General features: G+C 65.1%; 24 protein-coding genes. 10 read left to right on the top strand and 14 right to left on the bottom strand.

The features are described from left to right. Window positions 1–17: 17 nt before the first annotated feature. From AC1VNY_RS07960 to AC1VNY_RS07945, 4 genes are all read right to left on the bottom strand, one after another. Window positions 18–1109 (bottom strand): Cj0069 family protein, encoded by a 1092-nt coding sequence (locus tag AC1VNY_RS07960; RefSeq protein WP_482404768.1) that lies wholly within the window; start codon window positions 1107–1109, stop codon window positions 18–20. Between the two features lie 148 nt (window positions 1110–1257). Further along, window positions 1258–2328: a nickel/cobalt efflux transporter gene (locus tag AC1VNY_RS07955; protein WP_482404767.1), complete on the bottom strand. Its 1071-nt coding sequence runs from the start codon at window positions 2326–2328 to the stop codon at window positions 1258–1260. 5 nt (window positions 2329–2333) lie between these two features. Beyond that, window positions 2334–2612 (bottom strand): metal/formaldehyde-sensitive transcriptional repressor, encoded by a 279-nt coding sequence (locus tag AC1VNY_RS07950; RefSeq protein ID WP_482404766.1) that lies wholly within the window; start codon window positions 2610–2612, stop codon window positions 2334–2336. Window positions 2613–2708: 96 nt separating this feature from the next. Then, window positions 2709–3065, bottom strand: coding sequence for a hypothetical protein (locus AC1VNY_RS07945; RefSeq protein ID WP_240536796.1), 357 nt, complete (start codon window positions 3063–3065; stop codon window positions 2709–2711). 384 nt (window positions 3066–3449) lie between these two features. Between AC1VNY_RS07945 and AC1VNY_RS07940 the strand changes: the two genes are divergently transcribed. The 7 genes from AC1VNY_RS07940 (at window position 3450) to AC1VNY_RS07910 (ending at window position 9240) form a co-directional block, all read left to right on the top strand. Beyond that, complete coding sequence (locus AC1VNY_RS07940; protein ID WP_482404765.1) at window positions 3450–4268, top strand: chromate resistance protein ChrB domain-containing protein; 819 nt, start codon at window positions 3450–3452, stop codon at window positions 4266–4268. Beyond that, entirely contained in the window at window positions 4265–5656 is a 1392-nt protein-coding gene (chrA, locus tag AC1VNY_RS07935) for a chromate efflux transporter (RefSeq protein ID WP_482404764.1), read from the top strand. The genes AC1VNY_RS07940 and chrA overlap by 4 nt, the downstream gene beginning before the upstream one ends. A 58-nt stretch (window positions 5657–5714) precedes the next feature. Then, on the top strand, window positions 5715–5948 hold the full coding sequence (locus AC1VNY_RS07930) for a hypothetical protein (protein ID WP_482404763.1): 234 nt from the start codon (window positions 5715–5717) through the stop codon (window positions 5946–5948). Window positions 5949–6020: 72 nt separating this feature from the next. Further along, window positions 6021–6326, top strand: a complete 306-nt coding sequence (locus tag AC1VNY_RS07925) for a hypothetical protein (protein ID WP_482404762.1) — start codon at window positions 6021–6023, stop codon at window positions 6324–6326. Window positions 6327–6372: 46 nt separating this feature from the next. Then, window positions 6373–7317 carry a DUF1259 domain-containing protein gene (locus AC1VNY_RS07920; RefSeq protein WP_482404761.1) on the top strand — a complete coding sequence of 315 codons (945 nt, stop codon included), beginning with the start codon at window positions 6373–6375 and terminating at the stop codon, window positions 7315–7317. Window positions 7318–7428: 111 nt separating this feature from the next. Then, window positions 7429–8403: a magnesium transporter CorA family protein gene (locus AC1VNY_RS07915; RefSeq protein ID WP_482404760.1), complete on the top strand. Its 975-nt coding sequence runs from the start codon at window positions 7429–7431 to the stop codon at window positions 8401–8403. Window positions 8404–8523: 120 nt separating this feature from the next. After that, the gene (locus AC1VNY_RS07910) at window positions 8524–9240 is read left to right on the top strand and encodes a dihydrofolate reductase family protein (protein WP_482404759.1); all 717 of its coding nucleotides are present in this window, start codon (window positions 8524–8526) and stop codon (window positions 9238–9240) included. 6 nt (window positions 9241–9246) lie between these two features. On the opposite strand, the gene AC1VNY_RS07905 is transcribed toward AC1VNY_RS07910, so the two are convergent. After that, a complete protein-coding gene (locus AC1VNY_RS07905; protein WP_482404758.1) occupies window positions 9247–9963 on the bottom strand; it encodes a TetR/AcrR family transcriptional regulator in 717 nt (238 codons plus the stop codon). Window positions 9964–10168: 205 nt separating this feature from the next. Here AC1VNY_RS07905 and AC1VNY_RS07900 point away from each other — a divergent pair, with 205 nt between their 5' ends. Beyond that, on the top strand, window positions 10169–11452 hold the full coding sequence (locus AC1VNY_RS07900) for an HlyD family secretion protein (RefSeq protein ID WP_482404757.1): 1284 nt from the start codon (window positions 10169–10171) through the stop codon (window positions 11450–11452). Next, window positions 11452–13050: a DHA2 family efflux MFS transporter permease subunit gene (locus tag AC1VNY_RS07895; RefSeq protein ID WP_482404756.1), complete on the top strand. Its 1599-nt coding sequence runs from the start codon at window positions 11452–11454 to the stop codon at window positions 13048–13050. Before AC1VNY_RS07900 ends, AC1VNY_RS07895 begins: the two co-directional genes overlap by 1 nt. Before the next feature lie 53 nt (window positions 13051–13103). On the opposite strand, the gene AC1VNY_RS07890 is transcribed toward AC1VNY_RS07895, so the two are convergent. The 9 genes from AC1VNY_RS07890 to coxB form a co-directional block, all read right to left on the bottom strand. Next, window positions 13104–13655 (bottom strand): GrpB family protein, encoded by a 552-nt coding sequence (locus AC1VNY_RS07890; protein WP_482404755.1) that lies wholly within the window; start codon window positions 13653–13655, stop codon window positions 13104–13106. 60 nt (window positions 13656–13715) lie between these two features. Next, a complete protein-coding gene (locus AC1VNY_RS07885) occupies window positions 13716–14546 on the bottom strand; it encodes an SURF1 family protein (RefSeq protein ID WP_482404754.1) in 831 nt (276 codons plus the stop codon). Next, window positions 14543–14929 carry a DUF983 domain-containing protein gene (locus AC1VNY_RS07880; RefSeq protein ID WP_026191934.1) on the bottom strand — a complete coding sequence of 129 codons (387 nt, stop codon included), beginning with the start codon at window positions 14927–14929 and terminating at the stop codon, window positions 14543–14545. The genes AC1VNY_RS07885 and AC1VNY_RS07880 overlap by 4 nt, the downstream gene beginning before the upstream one ends. 64 nt (window positions 14930–14993) lie before the next feature. After that, complete coding sequence (locus AC1VNY_RS07875; RefSeq protein ID WP_028338984.1) at window positions 14994–15890, bottom strand: cytochrome c oxidase subunit 3; 897 nt, start codon at window positions 15888–15890, stop codon at window positions 14994–14996. A gap of 107 nt (window positions 15891–15997) precedes the next feature. Then, complete coding sequence (locus AC1VNY_RS07870) at window positions 15998–16627, bottom strand: cytochrome c oxidase assembly protein (RefSeq protein WP_038384449.1); 630 nt, start codon at window positions 16625–16627, stop codon at window positions 15998–16000. A gap of 5 nt (window positions 16628–16632) precedes the next feature. Next, a complete protein-coding gene (locus tag AC1VNY_RS07865) occupies window positions 16633–16797 on the bottom strand; it encodes a hypothetical protein (protein WP_018269059.1) in 165 nt (54 codons plus the stop codon). A gap of 36 nt (window positions 16798–16833) precedes the next feature. After that, entirely contained in the window at window positions 16834–17772 is a 939-nt protein-coding gene (locus AC1VNY_RS07860; protein ID WP_482404753.1) for a heme o synthase, read from the bottom strand. 64 nt (window positions 17773–17836) lie between these two features. Next, on the bottom strand, window positions 17837–19453 hold the full coding sequence (gene ctaD / locus AC1VNY_RS07855) for a cytochrome c oxidase subunit I (RefSeq protein WP_038384451.1): 1617 nt from the start codon (window positions 19451–19453) through the stop codon (window positions 17837–17839). Window positions 19454–19534: 81 nt separating this feature from the next. Continuing rightward, complete coding sequence (coxB, locus tag AC1VNY_RS07850; RefSeq protein ID WP_028338988.1) at window positions 19535–20374, bottom strand: cytochrome c oxidase subunit II; 840 nt, start codon at window positions 20372–20374, stop codon at window positions 19535–19537. A 233-nt stretch (window positions 20375–20607) separates the two neighbouring features. Here coxB and AC1VNY_RS07845 point away from each other — a divergent pair, with 233 nt between their 5' ends. Continuing rightward, window positions 20608–20946, top strand: coding sequence for a hypothetical protein (locus AC1VNY_RS07845; protein ID WP_482404752.1), 339 nt, complete (start codon window positions 20608–20610; stop codon window positions 20944–20946). Window positions 20947–20954: the final 8 nt, after the last annotated feature.

Below are 20954 nucleotides of genomic sequence, written 5' to 3'. Positions count from 1 at the left end.
GAGCCTGGAGGGCGTGCTCACCTCACGCTCGCCATGTTCCGACCGATGCGATCTCCTACCGTTTGCGCGATCGCCGCCGGCGCTTCGTCGGGGATCGCAAAGCACGAGCTCGCGTTGATCTCGCAGAGCACATAGGTGTCGGCGCCATCAGCGTCGCGCGGACCGTAGAGGAAATCGGCATCCCAGATCACCGGCAGCGACGCTTCATCGATCGTCAGCGCGGCCATCATTTGCGGAATCCATTCGTCCTCCATCAACCTTCGCAGTGCCTGGAATTGCGGGGCATCGGGGCCGTGCATGATGCGCGATCCAGGTTGAGCTTCCGGAGAATCCGGGCCTTGCGGGGGCGGCGGGATCAAGGCCTTGATCAATTGGTGCCCGAAGCCCGCGACCTTTGCTCCGCTGACATAGCAACGGATCATGCCCTCGGGCAGGCGCGGCTGGAACGCCTGATCGATGATGCAGCCGCCCCAGCCGAAATACGGCTCGCAGCGCGCCATGAAGTCCTCCAGCGGCAACTGCTCCGGCTGGCTGCCGCGCAGCGCATGAAGCACGCGAATCGTCGCGTCGGTGTTCGGCAACACGGTTTCCACCTTCCAGACGCCCTGCCCGCCATTGCCGCGGTTCTGCTTGAGCACGCGCGGACCACCCGCACGCAAGCGCGAGGGGAATTCGGCGCGGAACGCATCGACCGTGGCGTATCGATGGGTGTCGGCGCCCCAGCCCAGGCGACGCGTCCGGTAGAGCACGTCCTTGACGCCCATCTTGAGGATGATGTCGGGATGCGCGCTGACCCACGGTCCCTTCACCGCGACCTCGCGCAGCAGCGGATCGAGGGCCGCGCGCGTCTTGCCCTGATGGATCGGATCGACCCAGACGAGAACGCCGTCCATGGTCAGCAATTGGTCGCGAACGGCATCGGCGAATGTCTCGTCATAGACGACGGGAACGGCCTCGATGCCCGAGGCGGCGAGCGCTTCGAAGACGCGGACGAAACGGCTGTTTTGCGCCGTCGCCTCCCGTCGCGACGCGGCGTCGCCACGCGACAGGATAGCGATGTTGCGAAGACGATTTTCGGAACGAAGACGTGTGTGTGGTTCGGTATCCATGTGAAAGCTCCACGACGGTGAATGTCGCGCAGAGCTTGGACCGAGGTCTCACGGGGAGTCTGCCTTGTCCCCTTGAGGTAAATCTAGACCACCTCGCACAGGTTTCAAGATCGAAGTGGGGCGAAGTGGATCAGGCCGTGATCCCGGATCACGCCGTGATCCCGTGCAACCCGAGCCAGCCCGTATAGAGGCCGACGAGCACGATCAACGCGGCCGAGACGTAGGGAGCGCGATGGGCAAAGCGGCTGAAGCCGGCCCAATGGCGCTCGACATGACGCAGGCTCAGCGCGGCCGCAACACCGGCGGAGACCATGGTGATCGCAAGCCCGATGCCGAAGCAAAGCACCAGCACGAAGCCGAGGCTGAACTGCTTGAGCTGAAGACAGAGCAGCAGCACGGTGATCGCCGCCGGACACGGAATCAGCCCGCCGGTCAGGCCGAACAGGATGATCTGCCACGTCGTGACGGTGCGTCCGGCAAAGCGCTTGCGGATATCGGCGGCGTGCGCGCGCGCATGCGCGTCGTCCTCGTCGCCGAGATCCATATGCGCATGGTCGTGCTCCTCGAACAGGACTTCCGCCATGTCCGCGCCCACCGAGACGCGCGCCTTGAACGCATGCGGCTCCGGAATTTCGTCGATGCTTTCCAGATAGCCGTCGTGGCCGGCGAAACGAAAGCTTTGTTCGCTGCCGTCGGGACGGATCGTCACGACGGCAATGTCGCCCGCCGCCGGCAGCGCTCCGGCCTCGCTCCGCAACCGCCAGCGCGGCGGCACCCCGTCCTCGAAGATCTCAAGCGACAGCGATTGTCCGGCCAGGACCAGCCGGCGCGTTTCGTCGTGATGATGGTGATGATCGTGATCGTGTTCGGCAGCCTGCTCGCGCCAGGTGCGCCAGGCCATCCAGATTGCGATCGCGATGATGATCACCGCCGACACCAGTTGCAGCCAGGCTTCGCTGCGTTCTCCGGACCATTGCTGGCCGAAATGAAGCCCTGCGAGCGCGACCAGCCAGACGATGGCGGTGTGCGAGATCGTCGCCGCCAGGCCGAGCAGCACCGCCTGCACCACGGTGCCGCGGATCGCGATGATGAAGGCCGCCATCATCGTCTTGGAGTGGCCGGGCTCGAGCCCGTGCAACGCGCCGAGCAGGATCGCGCTGGGTACGAACAGCCATGCATGCGCGCTGCCCTGCTGGAGCAGCTGAGACAGGTCGGTCATGGCACTCACTTCAAATAGGTACGAACGACGTCGATCAGGTCCGCGGCGCCCTGCGCCTTCTCGGGATCCTTTTCCCGGGCAGGATCCACGACGTGATGGCGGATGTGATCCTCGAGCAATTCCGCGGTGAGCCCGTTGATGGCGCCGCGAACCGAGGCCACCAGCATCAGCACGTCGGCACAACCAATCTCGGACTCCAGCGCGCGCTCGACGGCCTCCAGCTGGCCCTTGATGCGGCGAACCCGGCCGACGAGCTTGGACTTCTGCTTGATGGTATGCGACATGATTGTAATATAGGGGGGTACCCTATATTGGTCAACCACGCTGTCGGCCGGCCGGGCGTGCATCCAGACATGGCGGCGGGATATCAGCGACGGGCGTCAGCCCATGCTTCCAGGCATGAAGCAACGCGCCTTCGGGTGACCGTCTATGTAGTAGGGCCACACGATGGGTCGGCCGGACAGGTTCGGCCCGGGCACGACGGCTTCGTTCGGAACGTCGACCCACTCGCCATCGATGCGCACCCGATAATGGCCGTTCCTGGTTTCCCAGTCGACGTCGTCAATGTGCTGCGCATCCGTGCCATCGCAGCAGGGACCCTTGCTGCTATGCAAGCCCTCGTACCAACCGTTCAAGTCGGGGTGCTGATGATCGTGGGCGAGAGCGCCGCCGGTTGTTGTGATGAGCAGCATGGCGACAAGCGCAACAGGCGTCGCATGCCAATAATGACTGTCCATCAATCGGCATTGCTCCAATGAATGCAGGTGGGAGCGCGACACGTTCGCGGTGTCGGCGTCTACCTGAGCTGGTCCCTGCCACCGCGCAACTCGGCAACGAATTGTATGTTCCTATTCGCGACTCGCCGGAGATGGAGAGGTGATCCATCGGCTCGAGCCGGCTTCGGTCGGCGATTGATAGGGGCAGCCCGCCGCTCCCGCAGCGGATGTTCGTTCCAAGCTGCGCGATGAAGTTTTCGTGACTGTCGATCGGCGATTGCTGCGGATTCGGCAAAGTCCGGTTGACAGCCCGGAGATCAAGGTTTTTGATGCGGCTACGGGGATGTGCGATCTCCCCGCGAGGCGACATGCCCAAGAATCGCGTCCTGTCACCAAGGGCGCACCATGTCGTCATACACATCGATCTCATCCGAAAAATTGTCCCGTCTCATCGGCACGGCCAAGGCGCCGACGCTCGTCGACGTCCGCCTCGATGAAGATTTCGCCGCCGATCCGCGCCTGATCCCGGGCGCGGTCCGCTACTCCCATCTCGGCGTCCAGGACTGGGCCTCCCGCCTCACCGGCCAGTCCGTGGTCGTGGTCTGCCAGAAGGGGCAGAAGCTTGCCGAAGGCACCGCCGCCTGGCTCCGCTGCAGCAACATCACGGCCGAGATTCTCGAGGGCGGCCACCTCGGCTGGCGGGAAGCGGAGCTACCGACCGTTCCCGCCGACAAAATTCCGAAACGCGACGGCCGGGGCCGCACCGTCTGGGTGACGCGATCGCGGCCGAAGATCGACCGCATCGCCTGTCCATGGCTGATCCGCCGCTTCGTCGATCCCGCGGCGGTATTCCTGTTCGTCACATCGGCGGAGGTCGAGGCGGTTGCCGAACGGTTCGACGCCACGCCGTTCGACATCGAGAACGTGTTCTGGAGCCATCGCGGCGAGCTCTGCACCTTCGACGTGATGGTCAAGGAGTTCGGCCTCGCGACACCGGCGCTGGAGCGGCTCGCGACGATGGTGCGGGCGGCCGATACCGCCCGGCTTGAGCTTTCGCCGGAGGCGCCCGGGCTGCTCGCCGCCTCGCTCGGCCTGTCGCGCATGTTCGACGACGACCTCGAACAGTTGAGCGCCGGGCTGCTGCTCTACGACGCCTTCTACCGATGGTGCCGCGACGCGACCAAGGAGACGCACAACTGGCCGACCAGCAAGGTGAAGCCATGACCGACGTCGCAACGACAGCGAAGGCGCGCGGGCACGAGCCCGCGCACGGCATCTCCTTCAACGAGGCGCTGCTGGTCTGGATGCGGGTCGCCATCCTGAGCTTCGGCGGACCGGCCGGCCAGATCGCGGTGATGCATCGCATCCTGGTCGAGGAGAAGAACTGGATATCGGAGGGGCGTTTCCTGCATGCCCTCAATTACTGCATGCTGCTGCCGGGGCCGGAGGCGCAGCAACTGGCGACCTATATCGGCTGGCTGCTGCACCGCACGCTCGGCGGCATCGTGGCGGGCGGGCTGTTCATCCTGCCCGGCGTCTTCGCCATCATGGGCCTCAGCTATATCTACGCGGCATATGGCAATGTCGGGTTTGTCGAGGCGCTGTTCTTCGGCCTGAAGGCCGCGGTGCTGGCCATCGTGATCCAGGCCGTGGTGCGGGTCGGCAAGCGCGCGCTGCGCAATCGGGCGATGATCGCGCTCGCGGCGATCGCCTTCGTCGCGATCTTCTTCTTCGCCGTGCCGTTTCCGCTCATCATCGGAGCCGCCGCGGTCACCGGGCTGGTCGGCGCACGCCTCGGCCGGAGCGAATTTGCGGCGACCGAGCATGGCGGCGAGAATTCCGCCGTGATCGACAGCATGCTCGGTGACGCGGTGCCGGATCATGTCCGTCCCAACGCATCGCGCACCTTGCGGGTCGGCGCCATCTGGCTCGCGCTCTGGCTGGTGCCGGTGTTCGCCCTGCTGATTGCCTTGGGACCCGGCGACGTGTTCACCCAGATCGCGATCTTCTTCAGCAAGATGGCGATGGTGACGTTCGGCGGCGCCTACGCCGTGCTCGCCTATGTCGCGCAACAGGCGGCCGACTATTATCACTGGGTCAGCCCGCGCGAGATGCTGGACGGGCTCGGCATGGCCGAGACCACGCCCGGCCCGCTGATCATGGTGGTGCAGTTCGTGGGCTTCATGGCCGCGTTCCGCGAGGCGAGCGGGCTGTCGCCGATGCTCGCCGCCACGCTCGGCGGGCTGCTCGCGACCTGGGTGACGTTCACGCCGTGCTTCCTGTGGATCTTCGTCGGAGCGCCCTACATCGAGGCGCTGCGCGGCAACAAGGCGCTGGCCGGCGCGCTTTCGGCGATCACCGCCGCCGTGGTCGGCGTGATCCTCAATCTGTCGATCTGGTTCGCGCTGCACACGCTCTTTCGGCAAACCTTGCCGGTGCACGGGCTTGGCCTGTCGTTCGACGCGCCGGTGCCCGATAGCGTCGACTGGCCGGCGCTGGCGCTGTCGATCGCCGCCGCGATCGCGATCTTCCGCTTCAATGTCGGGATGCTCAGTGTCCTCGCCGCGTCCTGCATCACGGGCGTGCTGCTGCGCCTCGCGGGCATCGTCTGAGCGGAGCGGCACGCATCGGAAGAACCTGGGGCAGCACCACAGAACCAGGAGAACAACCATGCAGAAACGAAGACTCTCCCATCTGATTCTCGCACTGACGATCGTGGGTGCGGCCATGCCGGCCCATGCCCTGACGCAGGACGAGCTGGTCGCGAAACTTCGCGCCGCCGGCTACGCCGAGGTCACCGACGTCAAGTCGACGGCCGAGGGCACGACGGCGAAGGCGATGAAGAACGGCAAGCCGGTGCGGCTCGTGATCGACAGCAGCGGACAGGTGAAAGAGCGGGACTGAGCTTGCGCGCGCGAAAGTCGTCGACCAATCGATGGAGTGACAATCATGATGAGAGCTATTGTGGCCCTGTGCATGGCGGTGCTGTGGCCGGGCGCAACCCTGGCAGTACCGGCCGCCCTCGACGAGCAGCAGGACGCGGCAGTCACATTGCAGACGGCGACAGTCCATCCGCAGGCGAGCGAGACGCTGCGCGGCGTCGTCGATCGCGACGATGAACGCAACGACGCGCTGCTGATACGGCTGTCTCCGGACCGGATCGAATCGTTCAAGGTTCAGGACGGCCTGATCTTCAATGCCGTCCGCTTCGGCGATCCCGTCGAAATCGCGGTGCAGAGCATCGCCGGATTCCGAACCATCGTCGGGCTCTCGAAGCAATAGCGCCGGGCTCCGACGCATCGAAAACCAGGTTCAAGGGAGCAATCCAATGCGACACACGATTTCGGCGCTGATCGGCGTCGGTGCCTGCCTCTTCGCCACGGGCGGGAGCGCGCAAAAGATCGACTGGCGGGTGTTCGCCGAGCCGTTCGTCTCGTCGGCCCATGCGCAGGCGATCGACTGGCAGAAGGTCGACGACGTGCTGGGCAGAAAACCCGCCGTCACCGGCGACGTGCATCGCTACGGCTTTCCGCGGAGCGACCTTGCGGTGACGCTCGACGGTGTCACCATCAAGCCGGCGCTGGCGCTCGGTGGCTGGGTCGCCTTCAAGCCCATGCACGACGGCGTCATGGCGATGGGCGACCTGGTGCTGCTCGAATCCGAGATCAACCCTGTGATGCTGAGGATGATCGGCAACGGCCTGCAGATCACGGCCGTGCACAACCATTTGCTTGGCGCGAGCCCGGCCACCTTCTACATGCACGTCGCCGGCCACGGCGACCCGGTCAAGATCGCCGCCGCGATCCGGGATGGCCTCGCGGAAAGCAAGACGCCGCTCACGGCCGCGGCGACGGCCGCGCCGCCGCCGGCCATCGATCTCGACACCGCTCAGCTCGACCAAATCATCGGCGTCAAGGGCCAGGCCAATGGCGGCGTCTATCAGTTCAACGTGCCCCGCCGCGATCCGATCACCGAACAGGGCATGGCGTTGAGCCCGGTTGGTCCGATGGGCGTCGCCATCGGCATCAACTTCCAGCCGACCGGCGGCGGCAAGGCGGCGATCACCGGTGATTTCGTGCTGACCAATGACGAGGTCAACCCCGTCATCATGGCGCTGCGGACGCACGGCATCGACGTCACCGCGCTGCACAGCCACATGCTGGATGAACAGCCGCGTCTGTTCTTCATGCATTTCTGGGCCAATGACGACGCCATCAAGCTCGCCAAGGGCCTGCGCGCCGCGCTGGACAAGACGGCGAGCAACAGGAGCTGAGGGACAGGCCAGCCCCGGCAAGGGATCGGCCTCGGCCAAATGCATGGAACGGCTTTGCGGCCCTCGCGATTGTCGTGGGACGCACGACCCACCATGCATGGAGCCCGATCATTGCTGAAGCTGTACAGGTCGGCGACCTCCGATTGGCGAAGCATCGGCGCGGAATTGCCGTCCGAGATCATCTGGATCGATCTGCTCGATCCCACTGAAGACGAAAAGCAGTTCGTCGAGCGCGTGCTCCACATCCGCGTCCCGTCCGAGCGATCGTTGGGCGAGATCGAGGCGTCGAGCCGCCTGATCACCGACCATGACCGGCTCTATCTGAGCTCGCCGGCGGTGCGGCTCGACGACAACAACGAAGCCGAGATCACCAATATCGGCTTCGTGATCGGCCCAAAGGTGCTGGTCACCGTGCGGTTCGCGCAGCTGACCACGTTCGACGACGTCATGAAGCGGATCGGCACCGACAAGAGCCTGCAGAACGGCATGTGCGTGTTCACCGCGCTGCTCGAGGCCATGATCGATCGCGGCGCCGACGTGCTGGAGCATCTCGGTGCCAAGACCGACAGGCTGTCGCGGGGCGTCTTCAAGGGCGGCCTGGTGCGGAGCAAGCGTCCGGTGCGTTCCAGCCGCAGGCTGCGCGAGGCGCTGGAGAACATCGGCGAGCTCGCCGATCGCCTGGCGAAGGCGCGCGACGTGCTGCTCGGCGTCGGCCGGGTCGCGAGCTTCGCCGACGACGTCGGCAATGAATGGATCACATCGGCATCGAAGCGCCGGCTCGAAGCCATCACCAAGGACGTCGCCTCGCTCGGTGACTACGAGACCCGGCTGTCGGACAAGATCCAGCTGCTGCTGGACGCCGTGCTCGGCTTCATCAACATCCAGCAGAACGACCTGTTCAAGATCCTGACCATTGTGTCGGTGGTCGGCGTTCCCCCGACCATCCTGGTCGGGGTCTGGGGCATGAACTTCAAGGCGATGCCGGAGCTGAGCTGGACGTTCGGCTATCCCTTGGCCTGGGCCGCGATCATCGCCAGCGGCATCCTGCCGGTGCTCTGGTTCAAGCGGCACGGCTGGTTCGATTAACAAGCGAAGTTGAAACGCCGCGGCGTTATCGGCGTTGAGAACCCGCCTGCGCGTCTATAAATCTGAAGCCGCCCCACCCGCCCCTGCGGCGCGGTCATCCCCCATCGAAGAGTTCAGCCTATGCGCCCCCACATCATCTGCCACATGGGCACGTCGATCGACGGCCGGCTTCATCCCAGCCGCTTCACCAAGGCCGCCGCCGGGATCCCGGCCGACGCGCTGCGCTCGCACTACGAACGGATCCATGACGGCTTCGATGCCGATGGATGGATCATCGGCCGCGTCACCATGAACGAGATGGCCAAGGGAACGGAGCGGCATATCGCCAACCCACCGAGGCTGCCGCGCGAGGCGCATCTCGGCAACCGTAACGGCCGCAAGCTTGCGATCGGCGTCGATCCGTCGGGCCGCGTGCATTTCGGCAAGGACAATGTCGGCGGCGATCATGCCGTCGCGGTGCTGGGCGAACAGGTGTCCGACGCGCATCTCGCCGAACTGCACGAGGACGGTGCGTCCTATCTGTTTGCCGGCGCGAAGGGCGACAATCTGCCGGGCGCAATGGCGCAGCTGGCCGCCCTGTTCGGCGCCAAGACGCTGCTGCTCGAGGGCGGCGGCGGGATCAACGGCGCCTTCCTCAAGCACGGGCTGATCGACGAGTTCAGCACATTGATCTTTCCGGCGGTCGACGGCGTCGCCGGATCGCAAAGCATCGTCGACTATCACGGTCCGGACGGCGACCGCCCCGGCGCCGGCCAATCGCTGCGGCTCACCCATTGCGAGACGCTGGAAGGCGGCATGGTCTGGCTGCGTCACACCGTGGAGCGCGCGCCGGACTGAGCACGCCTATGGCTTGGGATTCTCCGCCCAGCCGGTTCGGCATGCAGCAACGAAAAACGCGACGCCGCGCGCGACATGGGCGTCGATCTCGGGATCGAGCGCCTTCAGATCCACCTCGAACAAGGCCCGAAGCAGCATCGGCACGGCGATGATGTCGAGGAACATCCGCGCCGTGGTCGGCAGCTGTTCGGGCGCGAAGGCCGGCAGCTTGCCGAGCTCGTCGGATTGCGTCAGCTCGCGCAGCAGGTGAATGCCGAGCTCGGTGCTGAGCGCGCGCGCCCTGCGGTTGACGTTGGCGGCGAGATCCGGGAAGCGGTGCGCCTCCGCGATCGCGAGCCGCATCAGGCCGATCCGGTCGGCGTCGAAGCCCCAATGCAGCAAGGTCGAGGCAACGCTGGTGAGGCGCTCCTCGATGGTCGCGCCGACCGGCGGATCGGCCTTGAACTCGGCGATACGTGAGAGGATGTCCCGCGTGACCACTTCCGTGAACAGCGCCCGCTTGTCGCGGAAGCGCGCATAGATCGTCCGCTTGCCGGAGCGCGCGGCCTCCGCGATCTCGTCGATGCTCGCGCCCTCGAACCCGCGCTGCAGGAACACTTTGCGCGCGGCCTCGAGAATCCGCGCATCGACCTCGCCGGCAAGCTCCTTCGGCGGCCGCCCGGCGCGCACCTCCGCCGGCCTGACTTTGGCTGCCCGCGGCTTCTTCAGGGTACTGGTGGTCATCGCATCGACCCGGGTTCGATGGGCCGGTCAGGCCGGCAATATCAAGCAAGATAGCCCTATCACATCTAGTTGTAAATAGAACGATACAGTTCCGTTCTTATTGACGTTGCACCGCAGCGGGACTATTTGTCGCATAGAACGGAACGGTATCGTTTCCTTTTGCGAAGGCCCGGCGGACCTCGCTGATCAGCCAGGAGCAGCCATCATGTTCGAAGACACTGTTTTGGAGCGCGACCAACCGGGCCACGAGGGCATCGAGGGCGCCCCCTCGGCGCCGGCCTCGCATGAGCCCGATGTCAGATCGGAGCGGCCGGAGATCACGACACGGGCTCCTGCGCAGGAGCACCCCGCGGGCAAGCAGCCCGCCCCGCCGGCAACCGTCCCACCCGAGGTCACCGGCACGGCGCCGAAGCGCGGCTTCCTGCGCCGCCGTCCGGTCGTCTCCGCGATCGGCGCCGTGCTGCTCGCGGCGGCAATCGGCGGCGGCTATCTCTACATGGACTATAGCGGGCATTTCGAATCCACCGACGACGCCTTCATCGCCGCACGGCAGTCTGCGCTCGCGCCGAAGATCTCGGGCTACATCACCGCCGTCCCGGTCACCGACAACCAGCATGTCGCGGCCGGCGACGTGATCGCCCGGCTCGACGACCGCGACTATCGCGTCGCGCTGGCGCAGGCCGAGGCGCAGGTCGCAGCCGCCCGCGCCAACATCGAGAATGTCGATGCGCAGCTCCACGTGCAGCAGGCGCAGATATCGGCCAACCAGGCTCAGGTGGACCAGGCGCAGGCAGCGCTGGTGTTCGCCCAGCAGCAGGCGACGCGCTACCAGCATCTGGAGCAATCCGGCTACGGCACGGTGCAGAATTCCGAGCAGTTCACCTCGCAGCTGCATCAGCAGCAGGCTGCGCTGCTGAGCGCGCAGGCGACGCTCAACCTCGCAAAGCGCCAGGTCGAATCGCTGAAGGCGCAGCGCAAGAGCGCGGTCGCCAACCTCGCCCAGGCCGAGGCACAGCGTGACCAGGCCGAGCTCAATCTGTCCTATACGACGGTCACCGCCGCGCAGCCGGGCCGCGTCGTCAACCTCTCGGCCGCGGTCGGCCAGTTCGCCCAAGCCGGCACCAATCTGACGATGTTCGTGCCCGACCAGACTTGGGTCACCGCGAACTTCAAGGAGATCCAGCTCGACAAGATGCGGCCGGGCGAGAAGGTGACGCTGAAGATCGACGCCTACCCCGGACGCACCATCCAAGGCCATGTCGAGAGCGTGCAGCCGGGCTCCGGCACCGCGTTCTCGCTGCTGCCGGCGCAGAACGCCACCGGCAACTACGTCAAGATCGTGCAGCGCGTGCCGGTGAAGATCGTGATGGACAACCCGCCGACCGACGTCGCGCTCGGCCCGGGCATGTCCGTGGTGCCGACGGTGCGGATCGATGCCGCGCCGTCCCTGCTCGAGCGTCTTGAGAAGCTGAATCTCGGGAGGCTGTGATGAGTGCCGCCGCGATCGACGCCAAAGGCGTTCCGGTGCCGCGCGCCACCGTCAATCCCTGGCTGATCGCCATCGTGGTTGCGCTCGCGAGCTTCATGGAGGTGCTCGACACCACCATTGCCAACGTGGCGCTGCCCTATATCGCCGGCGGCATGGGCGTGAGCGAGGACGAGGCCTCCTGGGTGGTCACCACCTATCTGGTGTCCAACGCCATCATCCTGACCGCCTCCGGCTTTCTCGCCCGCATGCTCGGGCGCAAGACCTTCTTCCTGATCTGCCTCGGCATCTTCACCATCAGCTCGATCCTGTGCGGCTTCGCGCCCAATCTGAACGCGCTGCTGCTGTTCCGTATCCTGCAGGGTCTCGGCGGCGGCGGCATGGTGCCGGTTGCGCAATCGATTCTCGCCGACGCCTTCCCGCCGGCCAAGCGCGGGCAGGCGTTCGCGGTGTTCGGCATTGCCGTCGTGGTGGCGCCGGTGGTCGGGCCGACGCTCGGCGGCTGGCTGTCCGACAACCTCTCCTGGCACTGGTGCTTCCTGATCAACGCGCCGGTCGGCGTGTTCGCGATCGCGCTGATCGCGGCCGTGCTGCAGGAGCCCGCGACCGCGAAAGCCAAGGGGGCGCAGCCCCAGGGCAACAGGTTCGACTTCATCGGCTTCGCGCTGGTCGCGACCTTCCTCGGCGCGCTCGAGGTGATGCTCGACCGCGGCCTCGAGGACGACTGGTTCGCATCACCCTTCATCGTCACCTTTGCGGTGATCTGCGCCACGGCGTTCGTGCTGATGATCCCGTGGGAGATGACCCGGCGCAATCCGATGATCGATCTACGCATGGTCGCAACCCGGCAGTTCGGCGCCTGCTTCCTGGTGATGCTGGCGACCGGCGCCATCCTGCTCGCGACCACGCAGTTCTTGCCGCAGCTGGTGCAGCAGGACTTCGGCTACACCGCGACCTGGGCCGGCCTCGTGCTCTCGCCCGGCGGCGTCGTCACCATGATGATGATGTTCGCGGTCGGCCGGCTCGCCGCCCGGGTGCAGCCGAAATACCTGATCGTTGCCGGCGCGCTGGTGATCGCCGCCTCGATGTACAGCATGACCAACGTCTATGCCGATCTCGGCTTCTGGTTCATGGCGCGCTCGCGCATGCTGATCGGCGTCGGCCTGCCGCTGATCTTCGTGCCGATCATGGCGGCCTCCTATGACGGCATTCCGCCCGACAAGACCGACCAGGCCTCCGCACTGATCAACGCGGCGCGCAACACCGGCAGCTCGATCGGCGTCTCGATCGTCTCCAACGTGCTGATGCATCGCCAGCAATTCCACCAGAGCCGGCTGGTCGAGCAGGTGACGCCGTCGAGTCCGCAATACCAGGATACGCTGCACCAGATCACCGACTTCTTCGTCGCCCAGGGCAGTTCGCTGGCCCAGGCGCACAGCCAGGCGATCCAGTGGATCGGGCAGCAGGTGCAGACCCAGGCCTCGTTCCTGTCCTACATGGACGCGTTCTGGGTCCTGATGCTGATCTCTCTCTCCGCGATCCCGCTGGCGCTGACCTTGCGCAAGGTCAGGCTTGGCGGCCCCGCCCCCATGGGTCATTGATCCCGGCGCGGACATGGATGTGCTACGGCGGAATGCAGGCGTGGCGAACCGCGCTATCGACCGGACAGGTCCGCGCGCCACGCGCGAGCCTTCGCCGTCGTCTCCTCGACGAAACACGTTTTGCCGTTGCGATAGGCCGCGATGTCCTCCCTTGAGGAGGCAGCAAGGGCCTGCTTGATATCCGCGTAGGCGCGGGCCGCCTCGGGATGCGCGCGAAGATAGTCCCGGAACACCAGCAGCGTTTCCCAACGCGGATTGGATGGCTCCATCACATGCAGATGATGGGTCCAGGGCCCCGGAGGGCCCTTGCGGAAGAACAACTCGCCAGGCAGCCACGCCGCGTATTCCGGTATGTAGTTGTAGCCGAGCGCCTCGATCGGCTCGATGCAGCGTTCCCGTGCCGCCGCGAGGCTGGGGACACCGATCATCAGGTCGATGATCGGCTTCGACGGCAAACCCGGAACCGCGGTGCTTCCGACATGCTCGATGGCCAAGGCCAGCGAGCCGAGCGCGTGCTCAATCCTCGCGCGCTCCGTCTCGAACATGGCCGGCCAGTTGGGGTCATAGTCCAGGACAACGATTGGCCCGGCGCCGTATTTCTCCATGGCACACCCTGATTGCTTGCCGCGAAGTCCCCTTCGCGGGTCAATCAAACCATGATGAGGCTAGGTTCGACCAGAGGCGCGCCGCCGGTGGCCGCGCCACCACAGGCCGAAGGCGATCGTGACCGCGGCGGCCAGCGAGAACCAGGTGATGGCGTACTGCATGTGGTCGTCCTTGAGACGCACCTTGAGCGGTCCGGGCTTCGGCGTGCCGCTGTCGGGCATCGGCGCCTCGAGGTCGATGTAGAACGGCGCGACCTGTCCCCAGCCGAGCGCCTGCGCCATCGCGCGATGATCGCGCACGAACCACAGCCGCTTCGCCGGATCTTCCTTCGGCGTCAGCCGGCCCGGTGGCTCGGGAAAGCGGATATAGCCCGTCAGCTCAACCGGCGCGCCGGTGACGAGGCGGCCGACGACGCGGTCCTCGAAGGCGCGATCCTGCATCGTGTTCTGGACAAAGCCGGTGTTGATCACGACGGTCTCGCCGCTCGCGAGCTTCGCCGGCAGCAACGCCCAGGTGCCCGGACCCGAAATGTCGTCGCGCACCGCGGAGCCGGAGCTGAACACCATCGCGTCCGGCTGCTGCGCATAGATCGCGGTCAGGGTGACGCGGCGGAATTCATCCTTGGCGGAGGTCAGCGTCGGCCATGCCGACGGCGGCGGCAGCGCCTCGATCGGGGCGGCCAGCCGCGCATCGAGCGCCGCGATCAGCGCGTGCTTCTCGACCCGGCGCTGCAATTGCCAATAGCCGAGGGCGATAAACACCGCGATCAGGATCAACGTGAAAATGCCGAAGCCGGCCGCGCTCGGCCGGCGAGAGCCTTTTGACGCGTTTTCTTGGCACGAACCGGTGTCCACTTCGCTGGAAAACGCTTTTTTCGTCGTATCATTCATTTCGGGTCGCGCTCGATCAATTGGCCTTCGGCGGCCTTGTGGTGGAATTGCAGCGCGATCAGAAGTGCCTTCATCGATCGTAGCGGCAGGATCGTGGTGACCAGGATCAACGGCAGCCACAGCGCGGCGTGCACCCAGAACGGCGGCTGGTACTTCACCTCGACGATCAGCGCCGCCGCGACCACGATGGCACCGGCCAGCATGATGACGAAGATCGCCGGCCCGTCGCCGGAATCGATGAAGGCGAAGTCGAGGCCGCAGGCCTGGCAGCGCGGCGCCAGCGTCAGGAAGCCGGAATAGAGCTTGCCCTTGCCGCAGCGCGGGCAGCGGCAGGCGATGCCGCGCAGTGCGCTCTCAGTGACGGTCGGCGGGGTATCGGTCATCGGTTCTCTTCAAAAGCAAAGGGGCGGCCATTCGGCCGCCCCCTCTTAGCACGTCGGCCGGCAATTAGTGTGCGCCGTGGGCCATCGTCTCGGCGCCGTGGCCCCAGACGTAGATGCAGATGAACAGGAACAGCCAGACCACGTCGACGAAGTGCCAGTACCAGGCGGCAAACTCGAAGCCGAGGTGCTGCTTCGGCGTGAAGTGGCCGGCATAGGCGCGGATCAGGCAGACCAGCAGGAAGATGGTGCCGACCAGCACGTGGAAACCGTGGAACCCGGTCGCCATGAAGAAGGTCGCGCCATAGACGTTGCCGCCGAACGAGAACGTCGCGTGGGCGTACTCATAGGCCTGCACGCAGGTAAAAAGGGCGCCGAGGATCACGGTGAGGATCAGGCCCTGCTTGAGGCCCTGACGGTCGTTCTCGAGCAGCGCATGGTGCGCCCAGGTGACGGTGGTGCCCGAGGTCAGGAGCAGCAGCGTGTTGAGCAGCGGCAGATGCCAGGGATCGAAGGTCTCGATGCCCTTCGGCGGCCAGGTGCCCGGAACCGAGCAGGCGCCCATCGCCGTGCCGGCGCCGCAGCCGAACACCGCATCGCGCGTGGCGTGCACCGCGTCGGCCGGGAACAGCGCCGAGTTGAAGAAGGCCCAGAACCAGGCGACGAAGAACATCACCTCGGAGGCGATGAACAGGATCATGCCGTAGCGGTGGCTGATCTGCACCACGCGGGTGTGGTCGCCCTTGTACTGGGCTTCCTTGATCACGTCGCCCCACCAGCTCGCCATGGTGTAGAGCACGCCGATGGTACCGACGCCGAACACGATCGGGGCGGCGGAGAACATGTGGTGCATCCAGCCGATCGCGCCGAACGCCATGATGAAGGCCGAGATCGAGCCGACCACCGGCCACGGGCTCGGGTCGACGAGATGATAGTCGTGATGCTTGACTTGCGCCTCAGCCATTGCCGTCTCTCCATTCGCGTGCCGCAAGGCACGTCTTAAATCTCAAATTCCAATCTCTTCAGCATGATCTTCTCGGAAAACCGGTCTCCACTTTTCCGGATCATGCTCTAGCCGCCCTTGCGCTGCTCCGCCTCGCCGGCCGCCACGGGCTTCGGCGTTGCGTCGCGCACGGGGAAGAAGGTGTAGGACAAAGTGATCGTCTTCAGCGTGTCGTTCTCGCTGTCCTTGGCCAGCGCCGGATCGACATAGAACACCACGGCCATCTCGCGCTTTTCGCCCGGCGCCATGGTCTGTTCGGTGAAGCAGAAGCAGTTGATCTTCTGGAAATAGGCGCCGACCGTCAGCGGCGCGACATTGTAGGACGCCTGGCCGGTCGTGGTGCGCGCCGACTGGTTGGTGACGGTGTAGTAGACCGTGACCACCTGGCCGATCTTGACGTCGATCGTGTTCTGCTCCGGCTCGAACTTCCAGGGCAGGCCCGGCGCGACGTTGGAATCGAAGCTGACCGAAATGGTGCGCGCGAGCGGCGCATCCGAAGGCACCGAGGTCGCGACCTGGGTGGTGCCGTTGAATCCGGTGGTGCGGCAGAACCAGTTGTAGAACGGCACGGCTGCGTAGGACGCTCCGACCATCAGCACCACGACGAAGCCGCAGATCGAGGCGACCACGGCGTCGCGCGTCAGCGTGCGGCGCGTGACCTTGGCGCCCTCACCCTGCTGCGGTTCCTGGTTCGCCATCTCACTCACAGCGGCCGCACCAGCACGGCTGGTCCCTTGACGAGGGTGACGGCGAAGAACAGCACGACCAGGATGCCGAGCGCGAGCGCGATGGCGATCGAGCGCTGGCGGCGGCTCCTGAGCTGTGCCTCGGTGAGGACGATTCCTTCTGGTTCGCGTTTCTCGTCCATTGATATCCCATGCGCCCCCATCTCGCCCCCGGCTCCCTATCCGATGAAGACAGGCGCAATCGCGCGGACCACGACCTCGGCGAGGAGGACGGCAAACAGCGCGAACAGATAGAGGATCGAGAAGGCGAACAGCCGGCGCGTGGCGCGGTTGGCGGCCGTGCCCTCGCGGCGGCGATAGACCTCGATGGCGAGCCACAGCATGCCGGCGCCAAGCACCAGCGAGGTGATGCCGTAGATCGCGTCGAAATAGCCGAGCGGCCACGGCGCCAGCGCGATCGCGACCAGCACGATGGTGTAGAGCAGGATCTGCAGCCGGGTCGTGTCGGGTCCGGCGACGACCGGCAGCATCGGGATGCCGGCGCGCGCATAATCGTCGCTGCGGAACAGCGCCAGCGCCCAGAAATGCGGCGGGGTCCAGAAGAAGATGATCAGGAACAGGAGGATCGGCTCGACCGAGAGCGATCCGGTCGCGGCGGCCCACGCCACCACCGGCGGCAAGGCACCGGCGGCGCCGCCGATCACGATGTTCTGCGCGGTCCAGCGCTTCAGCCACATCGTGTAGATCACGGCGTAGAAGAAGATGGTGAAGGCAAGCAGCGCGCCCGCCACCCAGTTGACCAGGATGCCGAGCGTCATCACCGAGAAGAAAGCGAGCGTGATGCCGAACGCGGCCGCCTCGGTCGGCGTGATACGGCCGCGCGGGATCGGCCGGTTGGCGGTGCGCGTCATCAGCGCGTCGACATCGCCCTCATAGGCCATGTTGAGCGCGCCGGAGGCGCCGGCGCCGACCGCGATGCACAGGATCGAGGTGAACGCCAGCACCGGATGCACATGCACCGGCGCGATCATCAGCCCGACCAGCGCGGTGAAGATCACCAGCGACATCACGCGCGGCTTCAACAGCGCGATGTAGTCGCCCACTTCGGCCTCGGAGATCCGGGGCAGTTCGATGGCGTTGTGATCGACAACCGACAAGATCAGGTCTCGCTTCTCTCAAAAGGCGCGGCGCACCGTTAAAGTGCGCCGCGTTGTGCTGGACTTACTGCACGCGGGGCAGCACTTCGAACTGGTGGAACGGCGGCGGCGAGGTCAGCGTCCACTCCAGCGTGGTCGCACCCGCACCCCACGGATTGTTCGCGGCCTGCTCCTTGCGGACGAAGGCATCGATCACGCCGTAGATGAAGATCAGAACGCCGATGCCCGAGATGTAGGAGCCCCAGGACGAGATCAGGTTCCAGCCCGCGAATGCATCCGGATAGTCGACATAGCGGCGCGGCATGCCCGACAGGCCAAGGAAGTGCTGCGGGAAGAACACCAGGTTGACGCCGATGAAGGTAAACCAGAAGTGCGCCTTGGCGATGGTCTCCGAGTACATGTAGCCGAACATCTTCGGGAACCAGTAGTACCAGCCGGCGAAGATGCCGAACACGGCGCCGAGCGACAGCACGTAGTGGAAGTGCGCCACCACGTAATAGGTGTCCTGCAACACGCGATCGACGCCGGCATTGGCCAGCACGACGCCGGTGACGCCGCCGACGGTGAACAGGAAGATGAAGCCGATCGCCCAGATCATCGGCGCCTTGAACTCGATCGAGCCGCCCCACATCGTGGCGATCCAGGAGAAGATCTTCACGCCGGTCGGCACCGCGATCACCATCGTGGCGGCGACGAAATAGGCCTGCGTCGCCGAGGACATGCCGACGGTGTACATGTGGTGCGCCCACACCACGAAACCGATGCCGCCGATCGCGACCATGGCGTAGGCCATGCCGAGATAGCCGAACACCGGCTTGCGCGAGAAGGTGGAGACGATCTGGCTGACCATGCCGAAGGCGGGCAGGATCAGGATGTACACTTCGGGGTGACCGAAGAACCAGAACAGATGCTGGAACAGCACCGGGTCGCCGCCGCCGTCAGCCGCAAAGAAGGTGGTGCCGAAATTGCGGTCGGTCAGCAGCATGGTGATCGCACCGGCGAGCACCGGCAGCGACAACAGCAGCAGGAACACGGTGACCAGGATCGACCACACGAACAGCGGCATCTTGTGCAGGGTCATGCCCGGCGCGCGCATGTTGAAGATCGTGGTGATGAAGTTGATGGCGCCGAGAATCGACGAGGCACCGGCAAGATGGAGCGAGAGAATCGCGAAATCGACCGCAGGACCCGGATGGCCGGAGGTCGACAGCGGCGCGTACATGGTCCAGCCCGCGCCGACGCCGTTGGCGCCCGGCTCACCCTCGACGAAGGTGGACATCAGCAGCAGCGCGAACGAGGCCGGCAGCAGCCAGAACGAGATGTTGTTCATGCGCGGGAACGCCATGTCCGGCGCGCCGATCATCAGCGGCACCATCCAGTTGCCGAAGCCGCCGATCATCGCCGGCATGACCATGAAGAAGATCATGATCAGACCGTGCGAGGTCACGAACACGTTATAGGTGTGCGTCTCGTGGAATATCTGGACGCCCGGATACATCAACTCGGCACGGATCGCGATCGACATCGCAGCACCGATGATGCCCGCGATCACCGCAAAGATCAGGTACATCGTACCGATGTCCTTGTGGTTCGTGGAATAGAGATAACGCCGCCATCCGGTCGGATGGTGGGCGTGATCATCATGGGCGTGATCGTCGTGTGTCGCTGCGCCTGTCGCCATGTTCAAAATCCTGCCTTGCAGTCCCTCTTGGACCTTGCGGTCCCGTCGCCCTTATTCCATCCGCGCCGTAAGCCGTGAGGCTTACTGCGCCGCCTGACCAGCCGAAGCGTAGGAATTCGCCGGGTTGGTCGCAAACTTCTTCTTCGCGCCTTCAACCCAGGTCGCGAATTCCTGGTCGCTGACGACCCGCACCGCGATCGGCATGAAGGCATGGTCCTTGCCGCACAGTTCCGAGCACTGGCCGTAGAACACGCCGGTCTTGGTGGCCTTGAACCAGCTCTCGTTGAGGCGGCCGGGGACCGAGTCGATCTTCACGCCGAAGGCCGGCACCGCGAAGGAGTGGATCACGTCGGCGCCGGTGGTCTGGATCCGCACCACCTTGTTGACCGGGACCACCATCTCGTTGTCGACGCCGAGCAGACGGGGCTGCTTGTCCTTGTCGAGCAGCGAGTCGAACTCGAACTTGCCGTTATCCGGGTAGGCGTAGGACCAGTACCACTGCTTGCCGGTGACCTTCACGGTGAGGTCCGGCTTCGGCACGTCGAGCTCCAGGAAAAGCAGGCGGAACGACGGGACCGCGATGCCGACCAGGATCAGGACCGGGATCAGCGTCCAGGCCACTTCGATCAGCGTGTTGTGGGTGGTCCTGGAGGGGACCGGGTTGGCCCGGGCGTTGAACTTCACCACCACGATGATGAGCAGCGCCAGCACGAACAGGGTGATGACGGTGATCAGCACCAGCAGGAAATTGTGAAACCAGATGATGTTTTCCATCACCGGGGTCGCGGCTTCCTGCAGCGTGTGCTCCCACGGCGCCGGCTGGCCCATCTCGGCGAAGGCCGATCCCGCGGCGATCGACGCCACACCCGCTACCGCCAACCCCAGCAATTGCCTGCCCAACCGGCCAATCGACATCTTCATGCCGCTCGCGCTCCCTTGCATTATTCCCCAAAGCACCTCCGGCATATGGCCGAAAATGCAGCACGATCCGCCCTGACAAACGGCCTTCCGGACATACCCGTCTCTGAGTCAAGGTGGGTACGGGAGCCAGATCGCTAGAACGCGTCGAAATCCAGCCTCTCAAACCATAATTCTCCGGCGCTCGCAATGCAGTAGTGGGGCCGAAAGCCATGCGCCTGCAATGAAGCTGCCGCTTGCGATTTTTCCCGCAAAATCAAGCGAAAGTCGCCGAAACGATGCCGCACGCAGTTGACAGGGGGATTACCGGATGTACCCACAGACAGGGCAGCGCACAGGAACCTGATTCGCTGCGGGCTGCCCCAATCCGGCGCGAGAATGGCTTCAAGATCGCCTTCAAGGCGCCGTCATTGCGGTATCAGTCGACGCCTGAGCATGATCCGGAAAAGTGGAGACCGGTTTTCCGAAAGATCATGCTCAAACAAGAAGATGAGATCATGATTCGCTTCCGGGAAGCGCATCATGACGCGCGTGCTACCGGCGGCCGGACGGCCGGACCGACCGAACATCTATAAGGATCGAC

This window comes from Bradyrhizobium ferriligni (assembly GCF_056837965.1).
The sequence above is the reverse complement of the archived record's forward strand: the minus strand, read 5'-3'. Positions and strand labels throughout refer to the sequence as shown.

Bases quoted from the DNA above. Each gene is read 5' to 3' on its own strand.
- AC1VNY_RS07880 (WP_026191934.1), bottom strand. From the start codon at position 14,929: ATGACCGATACCCCGCCGACCGTCACTGAGAGCGCACTGCGCGGCATC.
- AC1VNY_RS07895 (WP_482404756.1), top strand. From the start codon at position 11,452: ATGAGTGCCGCCGCGATCGACGCCAAAGGCGTTCCGGTGCCGCGCGCC.
- AC1VNY_RS07950 (WP_482404766.1), bottom strand. From the start codon at position 2,612: ATGTCGCATACCATCAAGCAGAAGTCCAAGCTCGTCGGCCGGGTTCGC.
- AC1VNY_RS07920 (WP_482404761.1), top strand. From the start codon at position 6,373: ATGCGACACACGATTTCGGCGCTGATCGGCGTCGGTGCCTGCCTCTTC.
- AC1VNY_RS07905 (WP_482404758.1), bottom strand. From the start codon at position 9,963: ATGACCACCAGTACCCTGAAGAAGCCGCGGGCAGCCAAAGTCAGGCCG.
- AC1VNY_RS07890 (WP_482404755.1), bottom strand. From the start codon at position 13,655: ATGGAGAAATACGGCGCCGGGCCAATCGTTGTCCTGGACTATGACCCC.
- AC1VNY_RS07885 (WP_482404754.1), bottom strand. From the start codon at position 14,546: ATGAATGATACGACGAAAAAAGCGTTTTCCAGCGAAGTGGACACCGGT.
- AC1VNY_RS07955 (WP_482404767.1), bottom strand. From the start codon at position 2,328: ATGACCGACCTGTCTCAGCTGCTCCAGCAGGGCAGCGCGCATGCATGG.
- AC1VNY_RS07930 (WP_482404763.1), top strand. From the start codon at position 5,715: ATGCAGAAACGAAGACTCTCCCATCTGATTCTCGCACTGACGATCGTG.
- ctaD (WP_038384451.1), bottom strand. From the start codon at position 19,453: ATGGCGACAGGCGCAGCGACACACGACGATCACGCCCATGATGATCAC.
- AC1VNY_RS07870 (WP_038384449.1), bottom strand. From the start codon at position 16,627: ATGGCGAACCAGGAACCGCAGCAGGGTGAGGGCGCCAAGGTCACGCGC.
- AC1VNY_RS07900 (WP_482404757.1), top strand. From the start codon at position 10,169: ATGTTCGAAGACACTGTTTTGGAGCGCGACCAACCGGGCCACGAGGGC.
- AC1VNY_RS07875 (WP_028338984.1), bottom strand. From the start codon at position 15,890: ATGGCTGAGGCGCAAGTCAAGCATCACGACTATCATCTCGTCGACCCG.
- chrA (WP_482404764.1), top strand. From the start codon at position 4,265: ATGACCGACGTCGCAACGACAGCGAAGGCGCGCGGGCACGAGCCCGCG.
- AC1VNY_RS07940 (WP_482404765.1), top strand. From the start codon at position 3,450: ATGTCGTCATACACATCGATCTCATCCGAAAAATTGTCCCGTCTCATC.
- AC1VNY_RS07910 (WP_482404759.1), top strand. From the start codon at position 8,524: ATGCGCCCCCACATCATCTGCCACATGGGCACGTCGATCGACGGCCGG.
- coxB (WP_028338988.1), bottom strand. From the start codon at position 20,374: ATGAAGATGTCGATTGGCCGGTTGGGCAGGCAATTGCTGGGGTTGGCG.
- AC1VNY_RS07865 (WP_018269059.1), bottom strand. From the start codon at position 16,797: ATGGACGAGAAACGCGAACCAGAAGGAATCGTCCTCACCGAGGCACAG.
- AC1VNY_RS07945 (WP_240536796.1), bottom strand. From the start codon at position 3,065: ATGGACAGTCATTATTGGCATGCGACGCCTGTTGCGCTTGTCGCCATG.
- AC1VNY_RS07925 (WP_482404762.1), top strand. From the start codon at position 6,021: ATGGCGGTGCTGTGGCCGGGCGCAACCCTGGCAGTACCGGCCGCCCTC.
- AC1VNY_RS07960 (WP_482404768.1), bottom strand. From the start codon at position 1,109: ATGGATACCGAACCACACACACGTCTTCGTTCCGAAAATCGTCTTCGC.